We start from the raw sequence: 26,082 nt of genomic DNA on the forward strand, positions 1-26,082 counted from the left end.
TTTGCGCCTAACTTAGACCCGTGCTATACGGGATCGCCGCCGCCACCACCGCCCTGCTGCTCGCCGCCGTGCTCACCGCACTGCTGCGGGTGCCCGCGCTGCGCCTCGGGATCGTCGAGCGGAGACGGCAGCGGCAGCGGCCGGTGCCGCTGCTCGGGGGTGCCGCCGTGGTGCTCGCCACCTGTGCCGTGGCGGTGGCCATGGACCGGACCGGCGTCGCGCCCCTCGGTGCCGGAGTGGGGAGGCTGCTCGTCGCGGGCGGTGCCGTCGCGGCGCTCGGGCTCGTCGCGGACGTGGGGCGGGTCAAGGCGCGGGTCCTTGTCGCCGGTACGGCCGTCGCGGCGGCCAGTGTCGTGCCGTACGAGGAGACCGGGGTGCCGGTCGGGCTGCTCGCCGTCGGATGGATCGTCTTCGTCACCGTCGGGTTCAAGGCGCTCGACCATGCGGACGCGCTCGCGGGGACCGTCGGCGTCCTCACCGCCTTCGGGGTGGGCGCCTGTGCGGCGGCCGAGGTGATGGACGGGCTCGCGGTGCTGCTGAGCGTGCTGGCCGCCGCACTGACCGGGTTCCTCATGCACAACTGGCCGCCCGCGCGCGTGGGGCTCGGCGCGTGCGGGGCGCTGTTCACGGGCTTCGTGCTCGCCGCGTCGGCCGTGTTCACCCGGGCGGGCTACGGGCTCGCGCCCAGTGCGGGAGTGCTGTTCTCGCTCACCGCCCTGGCCAGCGCCGACGTACTGCTCGTGGTCCTGTCGCGGCGGCTGGCCGGCCGGCCCTTGCTGCGCGGCGGGCCCGACCATGTCGCCCACCGGCTGCGGCGGTTGGGGCTCACCCCGCAGGGGGCGACCGTGCTGCCCGGCATCGGGGCGTTCGCCGGGGTGCTCGTCGGGGTCCTCATGCACATCGGATGGACCGCCCGGTCCGGGGTGTTGTGGGTGGGAGGGGTGGCACTCGTCGTCGTACTCATGCTCCTTCGGGTGCCTGTGTACGGACTCCGGCGGCCGGTGTCCACGCAATCGACGCAGGTCAGCGGCCAGTTGCGTGTAAGGAACGGATAAGAGTTGAGTCTGTGCGACTCAGGTCTGTTGACCCATTGGCGGGCGTCGTGCACACTTGAGTCCGTTCCACTCAAGTCATTGCTGGAGGAATCAACCATGGCACGTGCGGTCGGCATCGACCTGGGCACGACTAACTCCGTCGTCAGCGTTCTGGAGGGCGGCGAGCCCACCGTCATCACCAACGCCGAGGGTGCCAGGACCACGCCGTCCGTCGTCGCCTTCGCGAAGAACGGTGAGGTGCTGGTCGGCGAGGTCGCCAAGCGCCAGGCGGTCACGAACGTTGACCGGACCATCCGCTCCGTGAAGCGCCACATGGGCACGGACTGGAAGATCGAGCTCGACGGGAAGCAGTTCAACCCGCAGCAGATGAGCGCCTTCATCCTGCAGAAGCTGAAGCGCGACGCCGAGTCCTACCTGGGCGAGAAGGTCACGGACGCGGTCATCACCGTCCCGGCCTACTTCAACGACTCCGAGCGCCAGGCGACGAAGGAGGCCGGCGAGATCGCCGGTCTGAACGTCCTTCGCATCGTCAACGAGCCCACCGCGGCCGCGCTCGCCTACGGCCTCGACAAGGACGACCAGACGATCCTCGTCTTCGACCTCGGTGGCGGCACCTTCGACGTGTCCCTCCTGGAGATCGGTGACGGCGTCGTCGAGGTGAAGGCCACCAACGGTGACAACCACCTCGGTGGTGACGACTGGGACCAGCGCGTCGTCGACTACCTGGTCAAGCAGTTCGCCAGCGGTCACGGCGTGGACCTCGGCAAGGACAAGATGGCCCTGCAGCGTCTGCGTGAGGCTGCCGAGAAGGCCAAGATCGAGCTGTCCTCGTCCACCGAGACCTCGATCAACCTGCCCTACATCACCGCGTCCGCCGAGGGCCCGCTGCACCTGGACGAGAAGCTCACCCGGGCTCAGTTCCAGCAGCTGACGGCCGACCTGCTGGAGCGCTGCAAGACGCCGTTCCACAACGTCATCAAGGACGCCGGCATCTCCATCAACGAGATCGACCACGTCGTCCTCGTCGGCGGTTCCACCCGTATGCCCGCCGTCGCCGAGCTCGTCCGCGAGCTGACCGGCGGCAAGGACGCCAACAAGGGCGTCAACCCGGACGAGGTCGTCGCCATCGGCGCCGCCCTGCAGGCCGGTGTTCTCAAGGGTGAGGTCAAGGACGTCCTGCTCCTCGACGTGACCCCGCTGTCCCTCGGCATCGAGACCAAGGGCGGCATCATGACGAAGCTCATCGAGCGGAACACGACGATCCCGACCAAGCGGTCCGAGATCTTCACCACCGCCGAGGACAACCAGCCGTCCGTGCAGATCCAGGTCTACCAGGGCGAGCGCGAGATCGCGGCATACAACAAGAAGCTCGGGATGTTCGAGCTGACCGGTCTGCCGCCGGCCCCGCGCGGTGTCCCGCAGATCGAGGTCGCCTTCGACATCGACGCCAACGGCATCATGCACGTGACCGCGAAGGACCTGGGCACGGGCAAGGAGCAGAAGATGACCGTCACCGGCGGCTCCTCGCTGCCGAAGGACGAGGTCGACCGGATGCGCCAGGAGGCCGAGAAGTACGCGGAGGAGGACCACGCCCGCCGCGAGGCCGCCGAGTCCCGCAACCAGGGCGAGCAGCTCGTCTACCAGACGGAGAAGTTCCTCAAGGACAACGAGGACAAGGTCCCGGGCGAGATCAAGACCGAGGTCGAGGCGTCCGTCGAGGAGCTGAAGGCCGCGCTCAAGGGCGAGGACACCGCCGAGATCCGCACCGCCACCGAGAAGGTCGCGGCCGTCTCGCAGAAGCTGGGCCAGGCCATGTACGCCGACGCCCAGGCCTCGCAGGCCGCCGCGGGCGGCGGTGCGGGCGCCGAGGCTCCGAAGGCCGACGACGACGTCGTGGACGCCGAGATCGTGGACGACGAGCGCAAGGACGGTGCCGCGTGACGGAGGAGACTCCGGGCTTCGACGAGAAGCCCGACGTCCCCTCCGGCGCCACCCCCGAAGACGCCGAGCCGAAGGCCGCCTCCCCCTCCTCGGGGGAGGGGGCGGCCCCGGCCGGGGACGCAGCAGTACAGATCGCCGGTCTGACGGCGCAGCTGGACCAGGTGCGCAAGGCGCTCGAAGAGCGCACCACGGACCTCCAGCGGCTCCAGGCCGAGTTCCAGAACTACCGCCGCCGGGTCGAGCGGGACCGGATCACGGTCAAGGAGATCGCCATCGCGAACCTCCTGACCGAGCTCCTGCCCGTGATCGACGACATCGGCCGCGCGCGGGACCACGGCGAACTCGTCGGCGGATTCAAGTCCGTCGCGGAGTCGCTGGAGACCGTCGCGGCGAAGATGGGACTGCAGGCGTTCGGCAAGGAGGGCGAGCCCTTCGACCCGACGATCCACGAGGCCCTGATGCACTCGTACGCGCCCGACGTCACCGAGACGACGTGCGTGGCGATTCTGCAGCCCGGGTATCGCATCGGCGAGCGCACCATCCGCCCCGCGCGGGTGGCCGTCGCCGAACCGCAGCCCGGCGCCCAGACCGTCAAGGCCGAAGAAGCGACCGAGGCGGCCGACGACAAGGAGAGCGGTGGCCCGGACGAGGGCTGAGCTTGAACCGATCGCAGTACCGACCGCTGTATCGATGAGAGAGGAGGGACGTCGGGGATGAGCACCAAGGACTTCATCGAGAAGGACTACTACAAGGTCCTCGGCGTCCCCAAGGACGCCACCGAGGCCGAGATCAAGAAGGCCTACCGGAAGCTCGCCCGCGAGTTCCACCCGGACGCCAACAAGGGCAACGCCAAGGCCGAGGAGCGCTTCAAGGAGATCTCCGAGGCGAACGACATACTCGGCGACCCCAAGAAGCGCAAGGAGTACGACGAGGCCCGCACCCTCTTCGGCAACGGCGGCTACCGCCCGGGTCCGGGCGGCGCGGGCGGCTCCTTCAACTTCGACCTGGGTGACCTCTTCGGAGGCGGCACCCAGGGCGGCGGGGGTTCCGGCGGCTTCGGCGGCGGAATCGGTGACGTCTTCGGGGGCCTGTTCAACCGGGGCAGCTCCGGCACCACGCGGGTCCAGCCCAGGCGCGGCCAGGACATCGACACCGAGGTCAGCCTCAGCTTCACCGAGGCGATCGAGGGGGCGACGGTCCCGCTGCGCATGTCCTCGCAGGCACCCTGCAAGGCCTGCTCGGGCACCGGCGACGCGAACGGCAACCCGCGGGTGTGCCCGACCTGCGTCGGCACTGGCCAGGTCGCGCGGGGTTCCGGCGGCGGCTTCTCGCTCACCGACCCATGCCCGGACTGCAAGGGCCGCGGCCTGATCGCGGAGAACCCCTGCGAGGTCTGCAAGGGCTCGGGGCGTGCGAAGTCCTCCCGGACGATGCAGGTCCGTATCCCGGCCGGGGTCTCCGACAGCCAGCGCATCCGGCTGCGCGGCAAGGGCGCACCGGGCGAGCGGGGCGGCCCCGCGGGCGACCTGTACGTCACGGTGCATGTCGACGCGCACCCCGTGTTCGGCCGCAAGGGCGACAACCTCACCGTCACCGTGCCGGTGACGTTCACGGAGGCGGCTCTCGGCGGCGAGGTCAGGGTCCCCACCCTGGGCGGCCCTCCCGTCACCCTGAAGCTGCCCCCGGGCACGCCCAACGGCCGGACCATGCGCGCCCGCGGCAAGGGCGCGGTCCGCAAGGACGGCACCCGCGGCGACCTCCTGGTCACCGTCGAGGTGAGTGTCCCGGCGGACCTGACGGGGAAGGCTCGTGACGCACTCGAGGCGTATCGCGAGGCAACCGCGGGCGAGGACCCGCGGGCGGAGCTGTTCCAGGCCGCGAAGGGAGCATGAGAGAGATGGACGGCCGTCGACGCAACCCGTACGAACTGACCGAGGAAACCCCGGTCTACGTCATCTCGGTGGCGGCCCAGCTCTCCGGCCTGCACCCGCAGACCCTCCGTCAGTACGACCGCCTCGGCCTGGTCTCCCCCGACCGCACCCCCGGCCGCGGCCGCCGCTACTCGGCCCGCGACATCGAACTGCTGCGCACCGTCCAGCAGTTGTCGCAGGACGAGGGCATCAACCTGGCCGGCATCAAGCGGATCATCGAACTGGAGAACCAGGTCGCCGCGCTCCAGCAGCGCGTCGCCGAACTCCAGTCGGCGGTCGAGGGCGCGGCAGCGGCGATGCAGCAGCGCGAGGCGGCGGTGCATGCGTCGTACCGCCGCGATCTGGTGCCGTACCAGGAGGTGCAGCAGACCAGCGCGCTGGTGGTGTGGCGGCCGAAGCGGCAGCAGTCCGACTGACCCGTCGCATCAAGCAGTCGAAGGGGCCCGGAGGTTGAACCTCCGGGCCCCTGTCGTATGTCGGCGGACCAGGTCGGCGGACGAGGTCAGCGGCCGACGAAGAACTCCAGGGACGAGCTCTGCTCGCTCTGGCGCCCGTAGGCGTCGACGGCGTACACGGTGACCGTGCACGGTCCGTTGTAGGGCGGGATCCAGGAGATGGAGCCGGTGGTGGACAGCCGGGTGCCGCTGTCGCCGCAGGCGCCGCCGATGTCCCAGGAGTAGCCCTTCAGGACCCGTCCCTCGTCGCCCGCGCCGGGCGCGGCCGTGACCTGGATGGCCTGCCGGGCGGGAATCCCCGCCGAGACCAGGGTCAGCTGCGGTGCGGCCGGTCCGGTGGCGGTGGCCGGGGTGAGCCGGTCGACGGTGATCTCCGCGGAGGGCGCGGACTCGGCACCCGTGCCGGCATCCACGGCGACGACGTAGTAGGACGCCTTGCCCGCCGGAGCGATGCGGTCGTCCCAGCCGTTGCCGTGCAGGTTGCCGATGGCGGTCCAGCCGCCGTCGGTGCGGCGGTAGACGCGGTACTGGGGGGCGTCCTCGGGCAGATCCCAGCGGATCTCGGTCCGGTCGTCGTAGAGGGTGCCGGTGAGGCCGGTCGGGGCGGGCGTGCCGCTGGGCTCGGGGCGGGTGGCCGTCACCGGGTCGGAGACCGGGGAGACGTTGCCGGCGCCGTCGACCGCGTGCACCCGGTAGACGTAGGCCGTGCCCGTCTCGGCGGTGACGTCCGTGAAGGACGCGCCGAGCACGATCTCGGGCCCGTCCGGATCCTGCTGCCCCTCCGGGGCGCCCCACACCTCGTAGTGGTGGACATCCGCCGACGAGGAGGGCTGCCAGGTGAGCGTGTTGCCCGCCGTGGTGCCCTGTGCGGTGAGGCCGGTGACCTGCTGCGGGGCGGTGCGGTCGACGGTGGTGACGGCCTGGTCGGCGGTGCCGGACGAGACGTTGCCGGCCCTGTCGTAGGCACGCACCTCGTAGTAGTACGTGTCGCCGGTCACCGGCAGGGTCGTGTCGGTGTACGACGTCGAGGTGGTCGTGGCGAGCGGCGTAGCGCCGAACGACGTGCCCTTGAGCCGCCGGTAGACGCGGTAGCCCGCGAGGTCCATCTCCTTGTTCTTCGACCAGGTCAGCCCGGCCTTGCCGGTCGCGGAGTCGTACGAGACCGAAGTCCCGGTCGGGACAAGGGGTTTGACCTTGTCGATGTCGGCGGAGGTGCGGGGTTTGTAGGCGAAGGAGACGTTCGCCGTGCCCGTCCAGTTGACGTAGTCGACGCGGAGGGTGTGCTTGCCGGAGGGGATCGTGATGTTGACGGTCTTCCTGACCGTCGTGGACACGTTCTTCCAGAGGTCGACCTTGCGCACGCCGTCCAGGTAGACGCGGATGCCGTCCTGGGTGGCGACCGGCAGGGCGAAGGGGCCGCCCGAGCCGAAGTCCCTCGTCACCGTCCAGCGGACGCCGAAGTTGTCCTTCGGGAGGCCGGAGGCGGGGGCGGAGGTACCCCAGTTCTGGTCGATTGCGGAGTCGCAGTCGGTCTTCGTCGGGGTGCCGGAGAACGACGTGTTCGCGAAGAACTGGCGCTTGAAGACGGGCGAGGTGCAGGTGGTCGCGGCGGAGGCCGGGGCGGCCGTCGCGGAGAGCAGACCGGCCGCGGTGGCGAGCACGACGGCGGTCGTGGCCGCGGCGGTCGTGGGTCTGGCTGGGTTCATTCGGTCCTCTGGTCGGGATGGGAACGGCTGATGGAAACTGCCGTGATCACGACTCGCGAGGAATCGGGTTGGTTGTACGGATCTTTGCCCTTCGATTGCCTGCGGTTGCATGGAGAGTCCGTAAAGGACCTTTGGAGGCTTTTCCGCCATGTCTTTACATGCTCAGCGGAGTGTTGCGTTGCGCACTCGTTAAGTAGTTCCGCTTGACGCCTGGGGGCCGCTCCGCGTTGGCTTTTCAGTCATCTGGGTCGCATGTTGCGCCCGCGTCCGGAAGGCACCATAAGTGAGCTCCCCCATGCGTCCCACGCGTCGTACCGCCATCGCCGTGGCAGCGTCCACGATGACTCTGTCGCTCTCCGCCTGCGGCGTGCTGAACGTGTCGGGGGACAGCAGCTCGGCGAGCCCCACGAAGGGCAACGACGTCACCATCGGCCTGCTGCTGCCGGAGACGGCCAACACCCGGTACGAGGACTTCGACTACCCCATCATCAAGAAGCAGGTCGCCTCGCTCACCAAGCAGCAGGGCAAGGTCGACTACCTCAACGCCGACCAGAACGCGGCCAAGCAGGCGAGCCAGATGCAGAAGATGATCGACGAGAAGGTCGACATCATCCTGCTGGACGCCGTGGACTCGCACGCCATCGCCAGTGAGGTGAAGAAGGCGAAGGACGCCGGTATCCCGGTCATCGCCTACGACCGGCTGGCCGAGGGCCCGATCGACGCGTACATCTCCTTCGACAACGAGCTCGTCGGCGAGGTCCAGGGCCGCACCCTGCTCGAGGCGCTGGGCAGCAACGTCGACACCTCCGACAAGATCGTCATGATGAACGGCTCGCCCACCGACCCGAACGCCAAGCAGTTCAAGGCGGGCGCCCTGTCCGAGCTCAACGGAAAGGTGACGGTCGCCAAGTCGTACGACACCAAGGACTGGGACCCGAAGAACGCCGAGGCCAACATGAAGGCCGCGATCGACGCGATCGGCAAGAACAACATCGCCGGCGTCTACGCCGCCAACGACGGCATGGCCGCCGGCATCGTCAAGGCCCTGGAGGACGCCGGCGTGACGAAGCTGCCGCCGCTCACCGGCCAGGACGCGGAGCTTGCGGGCGTGCAGCGGATCGTCGCGGGCGAGCAGTACATGAGCGTCTACAAGTCGTACCCGCAGGAGGCCGCGGCGGCCGCGCAGATGGCGGTGGCCAAGGTCCAGGGCAAGGAGATCGAGTTCGACGCCCTCACCCAGGACACGGTCGACAGCCCCACGAACAAGGGCATCCCGGCGCAGCTCGTCACCGTGACCGCCCTGACGAGGAAGAACATCAAGTCGACGGTCGTCGCGGACGGCATCTACAAGATCTCGCAGATCTGCACCTCGAAGTACTCGTCGGAGTGCGCGGCCATCGGCCTCAAGTAACTCGGTTCGCCAGTACGGGGATCGTCTCTCTGGCCCGGCTCACCTCCCGCAGGTCGAGGTCCACGGCCGTGAAGTCCGGAGCCGGGCCGAGCCTTGCGCGGACCTCGCCGAGCGGTGACACGACCAGGCTGCCGCCGACCCCCGTGGGGGCCGGCCCGGACACGGCCTCGCCCGGATCGGCCTGACCGCAGGCCACGACGAAGCTCGTCGAGTCCAGCGCCCGGGCGCGGGCCAGCAGCGTCCACTGGTCGCGCTTGCCCGGGCCCGCGCCCCAGGACGCGGGCACGACCGTCACCAGGGCGCCGCGCCAGGCCAGTTCGGTGAACAGGCCGGGGAAGCGGATGTCGTAGCAGGTGGCGACGCCGACCCGGACGCCGGCGACGTCCACGGTCAGCGGCTCGGTGCCGGGCGCGACCGTGTCGGACTCGCGTTGCCCGAAGGCGTCGTAGAGATGGATCTTGTCGTAGTGCCCGAGGGGTCCGCCCGGTCCGGCCACGATCACCGTGTTGTGGACGCGGCCGTCGGCGGCAGGGGTGAACATCCCGGCCACCACGGTGAGTCCGGCGTCGGCGGCGAGCTCCCGCACCCGGGTCGCCCACGGGCCGTCCAGCGGCTCGGCGACCGGTCGCAGTGGTACGCCGAAGCGGCACATGGTCGCCTCGGGGAGCACCAGCAGCTGCGCCCCCGCGGCCGCGGCCCGGGCGACCTCCTTCTCGACGAGGAGGAGGTTCGCCGCGGGGTCCGCGGTGCTGCCGATCTGGCCGAGCGCGACCCGCAGGGATGCGGGCGCGGTCACAGGGACTTGAGGACGGACGTCAGGCGGTCCAGGCCGGCCACCAGGTGGTCGTGCCGGGCGGCCGAGTACGCGATCCGTACGTGGTCGGCGTATCGGCCCTGCTGGAGCGGGTCGTAGAAGGTGCCGACGGAGTAGACGATCCCGGCCTCCCGCGCGCGTTCGGCGAGCGACTCGGCGGCCGGGAGGCCGCCGTTGACCTTCGCCCAGACGAAGAAGCCGCCCGCGGGGTCGTCGAACTCCAGCCGGTCGCCGGCCTCGCGCAGGCTGCGGACCGTGAGTTCGGCGCGCTCGCGGTAGATGTCCCGGCCCCGGGCGAGGAGCTGGTCGAACCAGCCGTCGCGGGCGAGCAGGGTGCGGGCGATGGCCTGCGAGAGGGTCGAGCTCTGGAAGTCGTAGCGGCGGCGCAGGTTGATGACGTGCGGGGCCAGCCACTCGGGTGCGATCAGCCAGCCGAGGCGCAGCCCCGGGCCGAGCGTCTTGGCGAAGGTTTGCACGACCACCACCCGGTCGCTGTCCAGCGGGAAGTCGGGCTCGCTGCGGCCGTCGGGCGCGAAGTGACGGTACGGGTTGTCGGACAGCACGAAGAAGCCGTACCGCTCGGCCAGTTCGACCAGCTGCAGACGCTTCTCGTACGGCAGCAGGCCGCCGGCCGGGTTGTGGAAGTCCGGCACGGTGTAGACGGCCTTGGGGCGCAGCCCGCCCTGCAGCCGCTCGGCGAGGACGTCGACGTCGAGGCCGTGCGGGCCCACCGGGACGGGGTGGATGTCGGCGCCGGTGTTCTCGATGATGCGGATCGTGTCGGGGAAGACCGGGTCGTCCACGACGATCACGTCGCCCGGCTCGGCCACCGCCTGGAGCGCGAGTGCGGTGCCGTGCAGCCCGCCGTTGGTGATCAGCACGCGGGAGGGGTCCACGCCCTCGCGGGCGGCGATGAGCGAACGCAGGGCCGGATCACCGGCGTTGGGGCCGTATGCGAGGGCCGGTCCGCCGGTGTCCGGTCCTGCCAGCAGGTCGTTCGTGACCTCCCTGATCTCGGCGAGCGGCAGCGCTTCCACGGCGGGGGCGCCGCTGACGAGGTTCACGAAGTCGAGGCCCGGCTTGCGGGCGGGGACGGCGTAGGGGGAGGAGAGGGAGAGCGACGAGATACGGGAGGAGATCAGGGTGTCGGGGGCGGGGACGGTGAGTGCGGTGGTCATGCGGGTGTCCTTGTCGTGAATGCGGGTACGGGGCGCTCCGCGGGTTGCGCGGGGATGGGTCGTTGTCCGTCTGCGGGTTCGTTGTGGCTGATCGCGCCGTTCCCCGCGCCCCTTTGGGGCGCCCGCAGGAGACGGGGCGACGGGACCAGGCCGAAGCCCGGGCCCGGCAGCGGGGCTGCGCGGTGGCGGATGCGGTCGATCTCGTACGGCGGCACGGTGAGGTCCGGTGCGAACCACTCGTCCTGACGGCCGGACTCGACCGCGACGAGGCCGTCGACATGGGCCGCGAGCAGCCGGCCCGCCGCCCACAGCGGGCCCACCTCGGCCACCTGTACGCCGAGTTGGGCGCGCAGGCCGAGGGTGCGGGCACGGCGCAGCATGCGCAGACTCGCCAGCGGGCCGCCGCACTTGGAGACGCGGACGTTGACGTACGTTGCCGCCGCGTGCCCGATCGCCTCGTCGAGGTCGGTGGGGACGACCGCCGACTCGTCCAGCATCACGGGACAGCCGGCCTCCCGCTGGATGCGGTGCAGGGTGGCCCAGTCGCGCGGGCGGGTCGGCTCCTCCAGCCAGTCGACGGCGTCCGCGAGGAGGGTGGCCGCGTGCAGGGCCTGGTCGGGTGACCAGACGCCGTTGGCGTCGACGGAGACCGTGGTGCGGGACGGTTCGGTGAACTCCCTTGCGGATACGACGAGTTCGCGGGTCGCTGCCGGGTCGGGCAGGCCCTTGACCTTGACGTGGGTCAGCCGGGAGCGCGCCTCCTCCGGCAGCGCGCCGAGCAACTCGGCGGGCGTTCGGCTGGAGTCGACGACCAGTGCGGAAACCGGGACCTGCGGTTCGGGGCGCAGCACCTCTCCGCCCACCACGGCCAGGGCGTCCGCCGCGTCCCGGCCGTGGGCGCGGCACCAGGCGTCCAGCAGGGCCGTCTCCAGGGCGGCCGCGGCGGCCGGGGCCGGGTGATCGGGGGCGCCGAGGGCCGCGGGGAGGTCGAGGGTGTCGAGGGCGCGGACGCCGGACTCGAAGGAGAGGCCGGTGAACACCCCCTCCAACGCCGGGAGTTGGGCGTGCAGCAGAGCATGCACCGCCGACTCCAGGCTCTCCCCGGTGACGTACGTCCGCGGTGCTCCCTCGCCCCAGCCGGTCGAGCCCGCCAGCGTGCAGCGGACCAGGACCGAACGGGATGTGCGGCGCGCGTGCGCCGCGTGCGCGAAGGGACGGGCCATGGGGACCTCGGCGGTGAACACCTCCAGCGGGACGGGCAGACCGGCCGTCATCGCGTGCTCCCGGCCGCCGTCTGCGCGAGCCAGTCCCAGTAGCGGTGCCGGGCCGCCGAGAACTCGACGTAGTGGCCCGAGTCCGTGAAGTCGACGGCGATCGCGCGCCGGGTGAGGCCCGTCAGGACCTGCCAGGAGGTGTCCAGGTCGATGATCGCGTCGTGCTGCGGGCGCACGAAGTGCACCGGGTGCGCGGAGTGTGCCGACGGGCCCGTGTCCCAGGTGCCGCCGCGCATGTAGACGTCCTCCAGCTGCACCATCACCGAGCGGGTGGACGCGGTGACCTGGCGGATCATCAGGATGTCGTTGGCCATGAAGTCCAGGTAGGCCGTTACGTCGGTGTAGTCCGCGTCGGCCAGCGTCAGCGGCGCGGTGCTCAGACCGCCCGCCGAGCGCAGGGCCGCGAGGGCCTCGCCGCTGCCGTGGCGGGCGCGCTGCTGGCCGAGCGCGGGGGCGCAGAAGACGAGGCGGGCGTCGGCGGTGTGTCCCTCGGTGACGAGGGCCGCGAGGATGCTGCCGCCGAAGCTCTGGCCGACGACCGTCAGCGGCACGTCCGGCAGCTGTGCGCGCACCGCCGCGAGGGCGCCGGCGTAGTCGTCGACGACCTGCGCGGCCGAGGGGAGGTGGCCGCGGGGGCCGCCGCTGGTGCCGCTGCCGCGCCGGTCGAGGGCGAAGACGGCGAGGCCGCGCGCGGCGAGCTCGGGGCCGGTCTCGAAGAGCCAGCCCGCGTGGCTCTGAATGCCGTGGACATAGAAGACGGCGGCCGTGGGCGGGCGGCCGGGCGACCAGTGGTGCAGGGTGAGTTCGGTGCCGTCGGAGGCGGTGAGCGAGTGCGTCGTACGGTCGTGGGAACGTGCCGTCAGGGGGCTCATCGGGCGGCACCTGCCGCTTCGGTGACGGGACCGAGCCGCAGTCCCGGTTCGGTGGTCGCCCTGAGCAGCCCCCGCTCGGCCAGGTTGTCCAGCACCTCCCGGTCCCGTTGCAGCCAGTGGTGCTTGATCTGGTTGGAGGAGGTGCCGCGGGCGCGCAGCCGCTCCTCGGAGGCGCGGGCGAAGGCGCCCCATTCGGCGGCCGTGACCTCGATGCGGCCCAGGCGGCGGGACGCGCGCTTCTCGCCGTACTCGATGTTGATCCGGCGCAGTGCGGTGTCGACGTCCCGGGCGAAGGACTCGAGGCACGCCGGGCCCAGGGCGGCGGCGCCCTCGACGACCACGTGGTAGCGCGGCGGGGCGCCCCACACCGGCACGCAGGTGAACAGCGGGCGCCCGCCCAGGCCTTCGGGCAGCGAGGAGACGACGGCCTCGTGGACCTGGGTCTCGGTGAGCTTCTCGCCGGTGAAGGAGGCGCGGAAGCCGGCCCGGCCGGTGAACTCCAGGCGCGGGGTGGCGCCGTAGTGGCCGACGACGCGGTAGACGTCGCCGACGTCGTAGCGCAGCAGGCCGTTGGCCTGGCTCATCACCAGGCGGTACTCGCGGCCGGTCTCCAGCTCGTCGAAGAGCACGGTCGGCGCGTCCGGGGCGAGCGAGTCGCGTCCGTCGGGTGCCTGGGGGCCGTCGACGGGGACGAACTCGTAGACGCCCTGGCCGACGGCGAGCGGCCCTGCGGAGGGGTGGTCGTCCACCGGCAGGGTGACGATGCCCTCGGTGCCGGTCGTACTGAACGGCAGGCGCCGTACGCCGGGCAGCACCTCCGCCAGCCAGTCCCGGTACAGGGCGGCGGACGCTGAGTTCCAGGCGACCGCGAGATCCAGGCGCGGCCACAGGTCCGTCAGACCGGGGGCGCCACCGGTCGCGTCGAGGACGGCGGCGAGGCGGTCGGCGGTCTCCCGGTCCGGGGCGAGGGAGGGGTGGCGGCGGCCGTCGAGGGTGCCGTCGCGCACGTCGGCGACCAGGCGCTCGCCGGACGCGGCCAGCGTCTGCGCCAGGCTGATGATCTTCGACGGGTTCAGGGCCACGACCGCTCGTACGTCGCTGCCGGCGAGGAGGCGCAGCTTGCGGTACAGGGCCGCCTCCCAGCCCTCACCCGGGTCGGCGAGCAGCCACGGCTCGTCGTACCAGGGCGGCAGCCAGTCCCGTGAACTCACCGCGGCGGGGCGGTTGGAGATGCTGTACACGGGCTGCTCGCCGCCCGGTGCGGGACGGCCCGGGGTGCGCTCCCAGGACAGGTCGAGGACCTGCGGAATGTGCGCGGCGGGCGCCGACAGCGCGTCGGCCTCCGCGAGCGCCTCGAAATACAGGCCCCACTGCGCATACAGGGCGGGACCGCGATAGTGGTCGCGCCAGTGCCGGGTGGTGGGGATGTGCTTGGGCGTGCCGCTGGAGCCCGAGGTCTTCAGGAAGGCGTACGGCCGGCTGCGGGTCAGCACCCCGGGCAGGCCCTCGCGGGCGCGGCGGATGTACGGCTCGACGTCCTCGTACTGCTGGATCGGCACCGCCCGCCGCCACTCGTCGAGCGTGCGGACGCGATGCAGGGCGTGGGCGCGGCCGAACTCCGTGTCCGCGCTCTGGTCGAGAATGTCCTCGAATATATTCCGGGCGGTATCACTCGGATTTGCAAATATTTTCCGCTGGCTTTGCAGGGAGTGCTGGGTGCGGATGCCGAACGCGTGGCATGCGCAGGGTGTGGGGGAAGAGATGGCCGAATTCACTGCGGGTGCGGCCAGGGCTGCCATGTTTGTCCTCTGGTTTCGGATTCACGTGTGCAGGTGCAGCGGGAATCACCGGGTTCGCCTGTGGGGAAGCCGGTGGTGAAGGTGGTGAAGGTGCTTGTCAACTGCCGTAGGCGGGGTGGGCGCGGAGAGCGCGCCGGCGCGGCAGGATCAGCGAGAAGTGCGACAGAAGTTGCGCATGGACATGATTATTTGCGGTTTCACTGCTGTCCGTCAAGAAATTTCGGAAGGCAATGTACGGCTATTGTTGCGGGCCGATGAATTCCGCTGTGATTCCGGTGCGGAATTCCCCCTTCCGCTGATGCGGCGGTCGCTCAGCACGCCTGCCAGGGCGAAAAGCGTGACGGCGCATCCGGCGCCCAGCAGCGTCCGCGGGCCGAGGCCCATCAGGCTGCCCGCGAGGGCGGTGCCGGCCGAGGAGACGGCCATCTTGAGGGCGCCCATGGAGACGTACACCTGGGCGCGTGCCTCGGGCGGCGCGTACACGGCGCGCACCGCGAGCGTCGCCGTGAACAGCAGGGCGCTGGTCGCACCGGTGGCGGCGAACGTCACGACGGCGACTGCATAGCCGGGCGCCACCGCACAGCACGCCACCGCCGCCGCGCTCACCGCGACCAGCACGGTCGACGTCCGCTCCGGCTCGCCCCGCAGCGGCACGATGCCGGCCACGACCGACCCGGCGAGATAGCCGAAGCCGTACACGGCGGCCAGGGCGGCGCCCGCGTCGGGGCTGCCGGAGAGCTGCCGGCCCAGCGTGGTCGCCACGACCGTGATGCCGCCGGCGACCAGCGCGGTCAGCGCCATCGCCAGCATCACACGGCGCAGTTGACCGACGGTCGCGATGATCCGGAAGGTCTGCCGGACCCGCAGTGGGCCTGACGCGCCCTTGGAGGGCGGGGCTCCGGCGGGCAGTGTCAGCACGCTGAGCGCGGCCAGGGCAGCCGCCGTACCGAGACACACGACCCCGGCGCGCGCACCCAGCGCGGCACCGACCGCGCCGACGGCCGCGGGCCCGAACGTGTTGCCGATGCCGTACGTTGCCGAGTCCCAGCCCTCCGCCTTGCGCCGCCCGCGCTCGTCCCAGCCGTCCACGGCGGCGAGACGGCTGCTGAGTCCGCCCGTCACCAGCGGCCCGCACAGCCCGGCCACCGTGACCAGCGCGGCCACGGCGAGGAACGGGACGCGCCCGAGCAGCAGCGCGGCCGCGGCCAGCGCGACGCCGAACACGATGAACGAGACGGCGAGGACCCGGCGGCCGTCCCGGGCCCGGTCCAGCACACCTGCCAGCCAGGGCCCCGCGACGTACGGCGCGGTCAGCAGCGCGGCGAGCAGCCCGCCGAGGGCGGCACCGCCGGAGCCGCCGTTGCGGACGGTGAGGGTGAACAGGCCGACTGCCGCGCCGCCGCTCGCGGTGCGGACCAAGGAGGCGGTGAGGAGGTAGCGGACGAGGGTGCCGGTGGTACGAGGGGAGCCGGTGCGGTCGGAGGAGGCGCCCATGTCATCCATCGCCCCGCGCCTGATCCGCTGCCGGCAGAGTCCCTCGCGACTCCGCCACCGCCGTGAGCGCGAACCCGAGCCGTTTCTCGATGTCCCGCCGTACCGCCGCGACCTCCTCGGCGGCCCGGTCGGCATCCTCGCCGACGACCCGGATCATGCCGAAGGTGTCGAAGTTGCCGTTCATCGCCCGGAGTTGGGCGCCGGGCTCGGCGCGGACCCAGCCCGAGTGCAGGCGTGGCCGGAACTCCTCGAACCAGTCGGCAGGGAGGTCCTGCGGTACGACCGCGTCCTGCGCGGCGGCCAGGAAGGTGTGGCTGGCCGCCCGGCGCCACGGCAGCGGGTGTGCGGGCGCGGGTGCACCCAGGAAGAGGTCGACCAGGATCTCGAAGACGTTGTGGTCGGTGGCCATCCGCACCGAGTCCGGCAGCGAGCCGCCGGAGATCCGCGGGTTGGCCTCCACGAGCCGGAACCCCTTGGCCGTACGCATGACTTCGACATGGAAGATGCCGAGGTCGAGCCCGAGGACCTCGCAGACCCGGGCCGCATACGCGCCGAGCTCCGCCTCCTCGGCCGAGGGCAGCCCCGACGGCACGGTGCAGCCCAGCTCCAGCACCGGATTGTCGCGGCCCATCTTGCGGCCCACCGCGACCAGCGGGGTGAACCGCTCGCCGTCGGCGGCCACTTCGACCGAGTACAGCTCGCCGACCGCCAGCTCCTCGACGATGTACCGCTCGTCCAGCTCGGCCGCGAGTCCCGGCTGCATCGCCCGCAACTCCTCGGCGGCGGCGGCGAAATGGGCGCGCAGCCCGTCCGCGTCCTCGACGATGCTGGTGACGGCCTTGCCGACCCCCGACACCGGCTTGATCACCACCGGGTAGCCGATGTCGGCGGCGGCCGCCAGGGCCTGAGGCAGCGTGGTCACCACCGCGAAGCCCAGGCTCGGCACGCCCGTCTCGCGCAGGACCTCCCGGCAGCGGCCCTTGTCGCGGGCGGCGGCGACGGCCTCGTACGGCGTGCCGCGCGCACCGATCCGCTCCGCGAGCCGCGCGGCGCTCAGCACGCACAGGGACAGCGTGGACAGGACGGCGTGCACGTCCCCGGGCCCGATGCCGTGCTCGCGCAGCAGGCCGAGCAGCGGGCCGGCGTCCTGGAGGTCGTCCGAGTGGATCGTGCGGTCGGCGAGCTCCTCCGCCCGGGCGCGCTCGGCGGGCGGGGTGACGAAGTCGTACAACGGTGAACGCAGCAGGGTCACTTCGTGACCGAGCCGCTTGGCGTGCGCGATGGACTGGACGCCCAGCGCGGTGATCTCGACGAAGACGAGGTGGGCCACCTGTGTTTCCCCTCTGATGGGGTGGTGATGGGTGTCGGGAGCGGCCGGGGAAGGGGGTGGCGGCGGCTCAGGACGCGCCGCGGGAGAGCCAGTGCTCGGGCCGGACCCGGATCAGCACCGACCCGGCGGTCCGCCCGGCACTCGCCTCGACGAAGGCGTCGCCCTCCGCGGCCCCCAGGTAGCGGTGGGCCAGCGCCCGCCGCTCCTCGAGCGTGGCCGGGGCGCGGAACTCCACCACCGGGCCCTCCAAGCTGACGTATGTGCGCGGCGGTTCGGTCCGCTGCACACACAGGGAGACGCGGCCGTGCCGGCGCACCAGCGCGGCCTTGCGGCTGTCCAGCGCGGTGATCAGCGTGATGTCGCCGCCAGGCGTGTAGCCGTACCAGAGCGGCACGGACAGGGGCGCCCGGCCGTCCTCTCCCGCGACGCTGACGACGGCGATGTGCGGCTCGGCCAGAAACGCCTCGCGTTCCGCCGCCGACATGGCACCCACCTGCTGGTCCTTCCCCCGCTCACTCATGTCGTCCCAGCCTGCTGGGCACTTCGGCGAGGGTCCAATACAGGTTTTCTTGCCGCCGATCAGGCTTGTTTATGGGGCTTGTTCATCGGGGCGGCCGGGCGGTGTGTGTACGGGCCATGAACTGTCCGTGAGGCGGGCCGGGCCGTCCGCCGGGGCTGCCTACGATGCCCCTATGGAACTGCGCCGCCTCAGGTACTTCGTGGTGCTCGCCCGGCACCGGCACTTCGGACGGGCCGCCGCGGAACTGAGCATCGCGCAGCCCGGGCTGAGCCAGCAGATCAAGGTGCTTGAGCAGGAGCTGAAGGTGTCCCTGCTCGACCGGGGCCCGCAGGGCGTCACCCTCACCGCCGCCGGCCGGGCGTTGCTGGAGGGTGCCGAGCCGCTGCTGGCCGCCTCCGACGAACTGGCCGACCGGGTAAGGGCGGTGGCCGACGGCACGCACGGCAGGCTGCGCCTGGCCTACTCCCGCTCGGGCGCCGACGACCTCGTCACCGACGTGATCCGCCGCTTCCGCAAGGACCACGAGGACGTCCAGGTGTCGGTCACCACCGGCATGTCGTCCTGGTGCCTGCGCCTGCTCCAGGACGGCGACCTCGACGCCGCCTTCGTCCGCGGGGTCATCCGCGAACCCGGCATCACGGCCACCGTCGTCGCCGAGGAGGAGGCGGCGGTGGTCCTCCCGGCCGACCACCCCCTTGCCGCCCGCGACCGCCTCACCCGCCGCGACCTGCGCGGCCTGCCGGTCGTCCTGTGGCCGCGCGAGGCGGGACCCACGCTCTACGAGGAGCTGGTCGCCGACGTCTGGCCGGACGGGCCGCCCCAACTGGCCGCAGAGGAACCGGACTTCGAGCAGGTCGTCGCGTCGGTGGCGGAGGGCACGGGCGTCTCGGTGATGGACCTGGGACGGGCCCGCAAGCTCTGCCCGCCGGGGGTCGTCATCCGCCGTTTCGCCGAAACCGAGACCGAAGCCGGGACCGAAGCGAGGACCGAAGCCGGGACTCCGCCCCGCTACGCCGTCTCCCTCGCCCACCGCACGGACGACGCGAACCCGGTGCTGGCCAGGTTCGCGTCGTACGTACGGCAGCCGGGTCCTCCGGGACTCACGCCACCCGAGTGAACTCCACGGTCACATCCGGCGGTCCGCCGGGCACGCCCCGGTAGATGCCCTTGTGCGGGGTGACGTCGTCGTAGTCGCGGCCCCGGGCCACCACCACGTGGGACTCGTCGGCCCGGGTGCTGTTGGTTGGGTCGTAGCCGCACCAGTCGCCCGCCCAGTACTCGATCCAGGCGTGGCTCTGCCCGGCGACGGGCCGGTGCAGTTCGGCCTCGCGCTCCGGGTGGAGGTAGCCGGACACGTACCGGGCCGGCAGCCCCACGCCCCGCAGCAGGGCGACGGTGAGGTGGGTGATGTCCTGGCAGACGCCCGCGCCCTGCTCCCAGGCCTCCGCGGGGGAGGTGTTCACGCTGGTGGCGCCGGGGAGGTAGGACACCCGGTCATGGACCAGGGCGGAGACCGCGACCGCCGTGTCGTGCGGGTCGAGTCCGGCCGCCGCCTTCCGCGCCTTCTTGACCAGCTTCGGCGGGACCGTCGTACGACCAGTGGGGTTGGCGAACTCCAACAGGCGTGAGTTCGCGATCCGTTCGGCCAGCTCCTCCCACGTGGGCGCGGTCGGGAGCGGCTCCGCCGGGGACGTCTCGACCAGGCTGGAGGCCGTGATGGTGAGCTTGCCGTGCGGGTCCATCAGGTCGAAGCCGGTGACCTGGGTGCCCCAGTAGTCCCAGTACGACCAGGTGGGCGTCGTGGGGTTGACGGTGACGCGGGCGTCCAGGGTGGTCTGGCCGGGCAGCGTCAGCGGCGTCATGCGGACCTCGTTGTGCGAGGAGGCCGCGGGCTGGGCGTAGGAGACCCGGGTGGTGTGCTTGATGCGGAGGCGACGAGCCATGTCAGGCTCCTTCCTGGGCCCACTCGACGGGCCCCTGGTACGGGAAGAACCGCTCCGCAACCGCGTCGGCCGACGCCATGCAGGCCTGCTGCAGATCCCGTAGCAGGACCGGCAGTTGGTCTTCGAGGGTGTGGGTGTCCAGGTACTCCAGGCGCGTGCGCAGCCGGCCGATGGGGCGGCGCGCCGGGTCCTGGCGGGGGCGGCCGAGCGCGGTCAGGCACTCCTCCGCGGTCGTCAGCGCGTGCAGCGCGGAGCGCGGGAAGTCCCGGTCCAGGAGCAGGAATTCGGCCACCCTCGGGGTGTCGCCGAAGCCGCCCCACACGCGCGCGTACGCCTCGTCGGCGCCCGAAGCGCTCAGCAGCGTCGGCCAGTCGGGCGCGTGCGCCGCGTCCAGCACACGCACCGACAGCAGCCGTACGGTCATGTCCACCCGCTCCAGGCTGCGGCCCAGGACGACGAAACGCCAGCTGTCGTCGCGGCTCATGGTCGAGTCGGCGAGCCCGAAGAAGAGCGCGGCCCGGCGCCGTACCAGTTCCAGGTAGGCGTACGGGCCCGTGCGGCGCGCTGCCATCCGCTGGTCGGCGAGCGCGTGCCAGGTGGAGTTGAGGCACTCCCACATCTCCGACGAGACGGCCTCACGGGCACTGCGCGCGTTCAGCCGGGCGGCGCCCAGCGCGCCCTCGATCGAGCAGGTCGAGCGGGCGTCGAAGGCGAGCTGGTCCAGGACCAGCTGCATGTCGACGCGCTCGTCGCCCGCGTCGACGCCGAGGATCGCGTACAACGACCGGCAGGCCGCGTCCTCGTCGCGCCAGGGGTCCTCCAGCATGCGGTGGAGGTATGCGTCGAGGATGCGGCCGGTGGCGTCCGCCCGCTCGACGTAACGGCCGGTCCAGGTGAGGGCTTCGGCTATCCGGGAGAGGATCACGTCGTTCACTGCTGCTGGGCCCCTTCCTGTACGACGGTGGGGTTGCCGTCGGGTCCGAGCTGGCGCGGCGCCACCTCGGGGAGCGAGCCCTCGGCGACGGGCGCCGGCTGCTCGGCCGGGCCCTCCGCGAGCACCCAGGTGTCCTTGGAGCCGCCGCCCTGGCTGGAGTTGACGATCAGGTTGCCCTCCTGGAGGGCCACGCGGGTCAGCCCGCCGGGCAGCACCCAGACATCGTTGCCGTCGTTCACGGCGAACGGCCTGAGGTCGATGTGGCGCGGTGCCATGCGCTCGCCGGCGAGGGTGGGGGAGGTGGACAGGGCGACGGGCCGCTGGGCGATGAAACCCCGCGGATCGGCGATCACGGCTTTGCGAGTGCGTTCGAGGGTGTCCTTGTCGGCCTTGGGGCCGATCACGATGCCCTGGCCGCCGGCGCCGTCGACGGGCTTGATGACCAGCTGGCCGATCTGGTCGAGGACGGCGTCCAACTGCCCCGGTTCGTCGGGCCGGTAGGACTCGACGTTGGGGAGAATCGGTTCTTCGGAGAGGTAGTAGCGGATCAGGTCCGGTACGTAGGTGTAGAGCAGCTTGTCGTCGGCGATTCCGTTGCCCACGGCGTTCGCGAGTGTGACGTTGCCCGCCATGGCGGCGCCCATGATGCCGGGGCAGCCGATCACCGAGTCGGGGCGGAAGTGGAGCGGGTCGAGGAAGTCGTCGTCGAGGCGCCGGTATACGACATGGACGGGCACCTCGCCGCGCGTGGTGCGCATCCAGACGCGGTTGTTGCGGCAGACCAGGTCGTGCCCCTCGACCAGCTGCACGCCCATCAGACGGGCGAGCAGGGCGTGTTCGAAGTAGGCGGCGTTGTTGGGGCCCGGGGTGAGGACGACGACCCGCGGGTCCTGCGCACCGTCGGGGGCGGCGGCGCGCAGGGCGGCGAGCAGCTTCTGCGCGTACCCGTCGACGGGCACCACGTGCTGTTCCGCGAAGAGCGACGGGAAGATCCGGGTCATCGCGCGCCGGTTCTCGATGACGTACGACACCCCGCTGGGCACCCGCACATTGTCCTCGAGCACCCGGAAGTCCCCGGCCTCGTCGCGTACGAGGTCGATGCCGGCGACGTGGATGCGGACGCCGCCCGGTGGCTCGACGCCCTGCGCCGCCCGGTGGAAGTGGGCGGAGTTGAGCAGCAGCCGCCAGGGCACGACGCCGTCCTCGAAGGCGCGGCCGTGTCCGTAGGCGTCGGCGAGGTAGGCCTCCAGGGCCCTGACTCTCTGGCTCACCCCGCGTTGTATGAGATCCCATTCGAGGGCGTCGAGGATGCGGGGCACCAGGTCCAGGGGCCAGGGACGCTCCTCGCCCGCGAAGGCGTAGGTCACACCGCGGTCAGTGAAGGCCCGGGCCATCTGGTCGGCCCGGAACCGGAGTTCACTCGGCTCGATCGGCTGCAGCGCCGCCAGCACCGGCTCATAGGCGGTCCTGACTTCACCCGGCCGCTCAAACATCTCGTCCCACGCATCGGCCAACGCGTATGCGTCAAATATGTCCGCCATGAGGGGACGTTAGAGGCGGTGTGTAACGAGGTGATCACTGACGTATTTCCGGCAGCTTGCGGGCGGCGGCGGGCGCCGCGACGCAACCGGCGGTTGCCGAGGACCACCATCAGCTTGTTGCAGGACGGCCGCCGGAGGGCCGGAAATACCCGGACGTAAAGGCGCTTTTGGCCGCTCACTTCGGGCCGAGCCGTGTTGCGGAGCCGGTCCCGTCCGCGCATAGTTTGCGCTGCGACAGACGCTGGAACCGGGGGTGGGATGGGCGATGGCCGGGCACGGGACGGATGAGCATCCACACGGTGCCGACCGACTGTGCGACGCCGGGGACCGCGTGTACTCCCGGGCCGTACGGCGGGGCCGGGTGACACGCCGGGACGCCGAACCGGTGCCGTGCCTGCTGGAACTGGCCCTGCTGCACCCCGACCCCGACGACATGGACTGGCTGGTCCCCACCTCCCCGCAGGAGGTCATGACCAGACTGCTGCGCGGGGTGTACGACGAGGTCAGCGCGAGCCAGCGGCGGGTGGGCGCGGCGGTCGCCGCCGTGGAGCGGTACGCGGGCCTGGGCCCCGCGACGCAGGCGGGCCCGGGCGGTGCGGAGGGCACCGCGATCCGCGTCCTCGACGGGCTGTCCCGTATCCAGGCCGCCATGGACGAGGCTACGGAGGCCTGCACCACGGAGGTCCTCACCGTGCAGCCCGGCGGTATCCGCCCCGAGCACGAGCTGACCGAGGGCCTGCACCGGGCGCTGGCGCTGCGCGGGCGGGGCGTGCGGATGCGCGACCTGTACACCCATGTGGCCCGGCACGGACAGGGACTGCTCAACTACCTCGAGCTGATGGGCGGTTCGGTCGAGGCCCGCACCCTCGACGAGGTGATCGACCGGCTGATCCTCTTCGACCGCACGGTGGCCTTCATCCCCGCGAACGCGGACCGCACCCTGGCGCTGGAGCTGCGCCACCCGGCGCTGGTCGAGTACCTGGTCACGGTCTTCGAACGGCTCTGGCGCCTGGCGATCCCGCTGACCGCGCCGCTGCCCGACACCGGCATCGAGGGCATCTCCCACCGTGAGCAGTCCATCGCGGCGCTGCTGGCGGAGGGCCACCAGGACGCGGTGATCGCGGAGCGGCTCGGCATAAGCGTGCGCACCTGCCGTGCCCATATCGCCCGGCTCTCCGAGACCCTCGGCGCGGCCAGCCGCACCCAACTCGGCGTCCGCATCGCCCAGGTGGGCCTCCACGGACCCCGCCACCCGGCGGACGTCGGCTCCTCGGTCGCCCTTCCAGGTCAAGAGTCACCGAGGGTCAGCTGAGCGAGCCGGGCTGAGCCATCCCAGCCCGTCCGGCGTTTGAGGACGAGGCCGTTCAGGCCGAAGGGGGGTTCTGGGGGCGCAGCCCCCGGGGACGGTTGTCCGAACCACCGGCGGCAGCCGGCACCGCACGGTCACCCTTCGCGGTCGAGGATCCCCGACGGTCCGCTGAGGCAGCCGGGCTGAGCCATCCCAGCCTGTCCGGCGTTTGAGGACGAGGCCGTTCAGGCCGAAGGGGGGTTTGGGGGTGCAGCCCCTGGGGACGGTGCCCGGACCACCCGCGGCAGCCGGTACCGCACGGTCACCCTTCGCGGTCGAGGATCCCCGACTGTCCGATGAGATAGCCGAGCTGCGCCCGGCTCTCGCTGCCCAGCGTGGCCGCCAGTTTGGCGATGTGGACGCGGGCGGTGCGGACGTTCATGCCGAGCCGGTCGGCGATCACGGCGTCGGTGTGGCCCTCGACGAGGAGGGCGGCGATGGCGCGCTGGCGGGGGGTGACGCCGCCCAGGGCGGGCGGGGAGACGGCCTCGGGGTACATGGGGGTGGCCAGGCGCCAGAGGCGGTCGAACGTGGTGGCCAGGTAGCTGACCAGCGGGGGATGGCGGACCTCCGCGGCCACCGTCCGGTCCGCGTTGGCGGGGATGAAGGCGATCGCCCGGTCGAGGACGATGAGACGGTCGGGGACCTCGTCGAGAGTGCGCACCTCGACGTCGCCGTCCAGGAGTTCGTAGTGGGCGAGGACGGCCGGGTCGTGCCGGGTGGTGTGCTGGTACAGGGTGCGCATACGGCCACCCCGCGAGAGCAGTTCCTGCTCCTTGGGGAGGGCCAGAGCCAGGGACGAGACGGGGCGCTTCCCGCCCGGCTGGATGGTCAGCACCTCGTCACAGGACCGGAGCATGGCCTGCCGGATGGCATCGTTGATCCGCTCGAAACCGCTGACCAGAGTGATCAGTCCGGTGTCCGCGGCCGATGCGGGGCCACTGCCGAGCGCCAGCAGCGGTTCGAAGGCCTCGGCCAGTCGGGTCTCCGCCTGTCGTCTGAGGGCGATGTCCTCGGCGATGCCGCGCAGCAGCCGGGGGAGACCGAGCGCCGGGGCGACGGGACGCAGCCGGCGTACGTCCTCCAGGTCCGGCTGGAGCAGTCCGGCACGGATCACGCAGGGCACCTCGGCCGCCGCCTGCTCCGGGACGGCCCCCTCGCGCAGGGCGCGCCCGTACAACTCGAGGCCTGCCTCGCACAGCTCCTCCGGGCCGTGCCGGTGTGCGTGTGCCGTCATCAGGGCTCCTGCTTCAGGATCCCCGACTGCGCTATGAGAAAGCCGAGTTGGGCACGGCTGCCGCTGCCCAGGGCCGTGGCCAGCTTGGCTATGTGGGCGCGGCAGGTGCGGACGTTCATGCCCAGGCGCCGGGCGATCGCCTCGTCGACGTGGCCCTCGACGAGGAGCTTGGCGATTGAGTGCTGGATCTCGGTGATGCCGTCGGGGGCGGTCTCGTAGGGGGCGCCGGCGCTCAGCGGGACCGCACGGGTCCACATGAACTCGAAGACCTTGATCAGATAGCGGACGAGCCCCGGGTGACGGAGTTCGAGGGCGATCTCCCCGTCGTCGCGCGTCGGGATGAAGGCCACGGTCTCGTCGCAGATGATCAGCCGCTCGACGAGTTCGTCGATCGTGCGGTACTCCACCTTGCCGTCGGTGAACTGGGCCACGTAGGCCAGCGTCTCCGGGCTGTAGCGGGCCGGGTGCTGGTAGAGGGTCCGGATGCGGCAGCCGCGTTCGATCAGCGGCCGGTCGCGGTCCAGCGCTTTGGTGAGGACCTGCTCGAGGCGGCGGCGGCTCGGCTGGACGGTGAGCATCTCGGTCTGGCACTGGGCGGTGGCCAGATCGAGCGCCGAGTTGATCCGGTCGAGGCCCTCCAGCACGGTGATCGAGTGCGTGGTCGCCGTCGACTGGGCGCTGAGCGCCATGAACGGCTCGAAAGCGTCTGCGAGTTCGATGGACAGCCGCCTGCGCTGGGTGATCTCGTTCTCGATCGGGTTGAGCCGTTGGGCGAGCGCCACCGAGGGGGGGACCGGGCGCAGCCAGTTCGGGTCGTCGGGATCGGGATGAAGCAGGGCGAACTCCATCAAGCAGGGCGCGGGTTCCACATCCGTACGGGCTATGCGTCCCGTCCGGAGAGCGCTCCCGTAGAGGCGACGCCCGTCCTCGCACAGGTCCGTCAGTCCATGAGGATGTGTCCGCTTAGTCTCATTTATCGTCAAATCTCCACCCCCCAGGGTCCTGAACGTGCAGGAACATGATGCATCGTTTGTGTGGCCATGACGTGCCGGAATGGGCCATCGTCGTATTCGGACGGGGGAGAGGTGACCTTCAAATGAGGACGAAGCCGACTATGCATAAGAGAATGCTTCGCTCGGCGCTTGCCGCCGCCTTCTCCGCCGTCGTGGCCTTCGGAGCGCTGAGCGGCCTCACGGCGACGAAGGGTGATGTCGCGCAGGACAGCAGCTGGAGCACGAAAGCTGCCCCTCCCGGCGACAGCAGTTGGGTGATCGTTGCGTCCGACGTCCCGGGGGACAG

General features: G+C 71.4%; 22 protein-coding genes. 8 read left to right on the forward strand and 14 right to left on the reverse strand.

The window, feature by feature from the left end:
• Positions 1-20 precede the first annotated feature (20 nt).
• From ACFY10_RS29815 to ACFY10_RS29835, 5 genes are all read left to right on the forward strand, one after another.
• Complete coding sequence (locus ACFY10_RS29815) at positions 21-1,055, forward strand: MraY family glycosyltransferase (RefSeq protein ID WP_390668294.1); 1,035 nt, start codon at positions 21-23, stop codon at positions 1,053-1,055.
• Positions 1,056-1,151: 96 nt separating this feature from the next.
• Positions 1,152-2,996, forward strand: a complete 1,845-nt coding sequence (dnaK, locus tag ACFY10_RS29820) for a molecular chaperone DnaK (RefSeq protein ID WP_390668295.1) — start codon at positions 1,152-1,154, stop codon at positions 2,994-2,996.
• The gene (gene grpE / locus ACFY10_RS29825; protein ID WP_390668296.1) at positions 2,993-3,652 is read left to right on the forward strand and encodes a nucleotide exchange factor GrpE; all 660 of its coding nucleotides are present in this window, start codon (positions 2,993-2,995) and stop codon (positions 3,650-3,652) included. The genes dnaK and grpE overlap by 4 nt, the downstream gene beginning before the upstream one ends.
• Before the next feature lie 57 nt (positions 3,653-3,709).
• Positions 3,710-4,888: a molecular chaperone DnaJ gene (dnaJ, locus tag ACFY10_RS29830; RefSeq protein WP_390668297.1), complete on the forward strand. Its 1,179-nt coding sequence runs from the start codon at positions 3,710-3,712 to the stop codon at positions 4,886-4,888.
• Between the two features lie 5 nt (positions 4,889-4,893).
• Positions 4,894-5,343 carry a heat shock protein transcriptional repressor HspR gene (locus ACFY10_RS29835; protein ID WP_266518527.1) on the forward strand — a complete coding sequence of 150 codons (450 nt, stop codon included), beginning with the start codon at positions 4,894-4,896 and terminating at the stop codon, positions 5,341-5,343.
• An 86-nt stretch (positions 5,344-5,429) separates the two neighbouring features.
• On the opposite strand, the gene ACFY10_RS29840 is transcribed toward ACFY10_RS29835, so the two are convergent.
• Complete coding sequence (locus ACFY10_RS29840; protein ID WP_390668298.1) at positions 5,430-7,088, reverse strand: PA14 domain-containing protein; 1,659 nt, start codon at positions 7,086-7,088, stop codon at positions 5,430-5,432.
• A gap of 295 nt (positions 7,089-7,383) precedes the next feature.
• Between ACFY10_RS29840 and ACFY10_RS29845 the strand changes: the two genes are divergently transcribed.
• Complete coding sequence (locus tag ACFY10_RS29845) at positions 7,384-8,499, forward strand: sugar ABC transporter substrate-binding protein (RefSeq protein WP_390668299.1); 1,116 nt, start codon at positions 7,384-7,386, stop codon at positions 8,497-8,499.
• On the opposite strand, the gene ACFY10_RS29850 is transcribed toward ACFY10_RS29845, so the two are convergent.
• From ACFY10_RS29850 to ACFY10_RS29885, 8 genes are all read right to left on the reverse strand, one after another.
• Positions 8,492-9,277: a carbon-nitrogen hydrolase family protein gene (locus ACFY10_RS29850; protein WP_390668647.1), complete on the reverse strand. Its 786-nt coding sequence runs from the start codon at positions 9,275-9,277 to the stop codon at positions 8,492-8,494. The two genes, ACFY10_RS29845 and ACFY10_RS29850, sit on opposite strands and share 8 nt — an antisense overlap.
• Positions 9,278-9,291: 14 nt before the next feature.
• A complete protein-coding gene (locus ACFY10_RS29855; RefSeq protein WP_390668300.1) occupies positions 9,292-10,491 on the reverse strand; it encodes a PLP-dependent aminotransferase family protein in 1,200 nt (399 codons plus the stop codon).
• Positions 10,488-11,765 (reverse strand): enolase C-terminal domain-like protein, encoded by a 1,278-nt coding sequence (locus ACFY10_RS29860; RefSeq protein WP_390668301.1) that lies wholly within the window; start codon positions 11,763-11,765, stop codon positions 10,488-10,490. Before ACFY10_RS29860 ends, ACFY10_RS29855 begins: the two co-directional genes overlap by 4 nt.
• Positions 11,762-12,637, reverse strand: coding sequence for an alpha/beta hydrolase (locus ACFY10_RS29865; protein WP_390668302.1), 876 nt, complete (start codon positions 12,635-12,637; stop codon positions 11,762-11,764). Before ACFY10_RS29865 ends, ACFY10_RS29860 begins: the two co-directional genes overlap by 4 nt.
• The gene (locus ACFY10_RS29870) at positions 12,634-14,436 is read right to left on the reverse strand and encodes a GH3 auxin-responsive promoter family protein (protein WP_390668303.1); all 1,803 of its coding nucleotides are present in this window, start codon (positions 14,434-14,436) and stop codon (positions 12,634-12,636) included. Before ACFY10_RS29870 ends, ACFY10_RS29865 begins: the two co-directional genes overlap by 4 nt.
• 210 nt (positions 14,437-14,646) lie before the next feature.
• The gene (locus ACFY10_RS29875; RefSeq protein ID WP_390668304.1) at positions 14,647-15,939 is read right to left on the reverse strand and encodes an MFS transporter; all 1,293 of its coding nucleotides are present in this window, start codon (positions 15,937-15,939) and stop codon (positions 14,647-14,649) included.
• The gene (locus ACFY10_RS29880; RefSeq protein ID WP_390668305.1) at positions 15,932-17,260 is read right to left on the reverse strand and encodes an acetyl-CoA carboxylase biotin carboxylase subunit family protein; all 1,329 of its coding nucleotides are present in this window, start codon (positions 17,258-17,260) and stop codon (positions 15,932-15,934) included. Before ACFY10_RS29880 ends, ACFY10_RS29875 begins: the two co-directional genes overlap by 8 nt.
• Before the next feature lie 67 nt (positions 17,261-17,327).
• The gene (locus ACFY10_RS29885) at positions 17,328-17,780 is read right to left on the reverse strand and encodes a pyridoxamine 5'-phosphate oxidase family protein (protein ID WP_390668306.1); all 453 of its coding nucleotides are present in this window, start codon (positions 17,778-17,780) and stop codon (positions 17,328-17,330) included.
• A 172-nt stretch (positions 17,781-17,952) separates the two neighbouring features.
• Here ACFY10_RS29885 and ACFY10_RS29890 point away from each other — a divergent pair, with 172 nt between their 5' ends.
• Positions 17,953-18,897, forward strand: a complete 945-nt coding sequence (locus ACFY10_RS29890) for a LysR family transcriptional regulator (RefSeq protein ID WP_390668307.1) — start codon at positions 17,953-17,955, stop codon at positions 18,895-18,897.
• Here the strand turns inward: ACFY10_RS29890 and ACFY10_RS29895 are convergent.
• From ACFY10_RS29895 to ACFY10_RS29905, 3 genes are read right to left on the reverse strand one after another with little or no spacing between them, the layout of a single operon-like run.
• Positions 18,881-19,723 (reverse strand): transglutaminase domain-containing protein, encoded by an 843-nt coding sequence (locus tag ACFY10_RS29895; RefSeq protein WP_390668308.1) that lies wholly within the window; start codon positions 19,721-19,723, stop codon positions 18,881-18,883. The genes ACFY10_RS29890 and ACFY10_RS29895 overlap by 17 nt on opposite strands.
• 1 nt (position 19,724) lies before the next feature.
• Positions 19,725-20,657: an alpha-E domain-containing protein gene (locus ACFY10_RS29900; protein WP_390668309.1), complete on the reverse strand. Its 933-nt coding sequence runs from the start codon at positions 20,655-20,657 to the stop codon at positions 19,725-19,727.
• Complete coding sequence (locus tag ACFY10_RS29905; protein ID WP_390668310.1) at positions 20,654-22,198, reverse strand: circularly permuted type 2 ATP-grasp protein; 1,545 nt, start codon at positions 22,196-22,198, stop codon at positions 20,654-20,656. Before ACFY10_RS29905 ends, ACFY10_RS29900 begins: the two co-directional genes overlap by 4 nt.
• A gap of 265 nt (positions 22,199-22,463) precedes the next feature.
• Between ACFY10_RS29905 and ACFY10_RS29910 the strand changes: the two genes are divergently transcribed.
• Positions 22,464-23,510 carry a LuxR C-terminal-related transcriptional regulator gene (locus ACFY10_RS29910; RefSeq protein WP_390668311.1) on the forward strand — a complete coding sequence of 349 codons (1,047 nt, stop codon included), beginning with the start codon at positions 22,464-22,466 and terminating at the stop codon, positions 23,508-23,510.
• 298 nt (positions 23,511-23,808) lie between these two features.
• Here ACFY10_RS29910 and ACFY10_RS29915 read toward each other — a convergent pair whose 3' ends face one another.
• Both ACFY10_RS29915 and ACFY10_RS29920 read right to left on the reverse strand, forming a co-directional pair.
• A complete protein-coding gene (locus ACFY10_RS29915; protein WP_390668312.1) occupies positions 23,809-24,783 on the reverse strand; it encodes a LuxR C-terminal-related transcriptional regulator in 975 nt (324 codons plus the stop codon).
• Entirely contained in the window at positions 24,783-25,727 is a 945-nt protein-coding gene (locus ACFY10_RS29920; protein ID WP_390668648.1) for a helix-turn-helix transcriptional regulator, read from the reverse strand. Before ACFY10_RS29920 ends, ACFY10_RS29915 begins: the two co-directional genes overlap by 1 nt.
• Between the last annotated feature and the right edge of the window lie 355 nt (positions 25,728-26,082).

The organism is Streptomyces sp. NPDC001401, assembly GCF_042895385.1.
GTDB lineage: Bacteria > Actinomycetota > Actinomycetes > Streptomycetales > Streptomycetaceae > Streptomyces.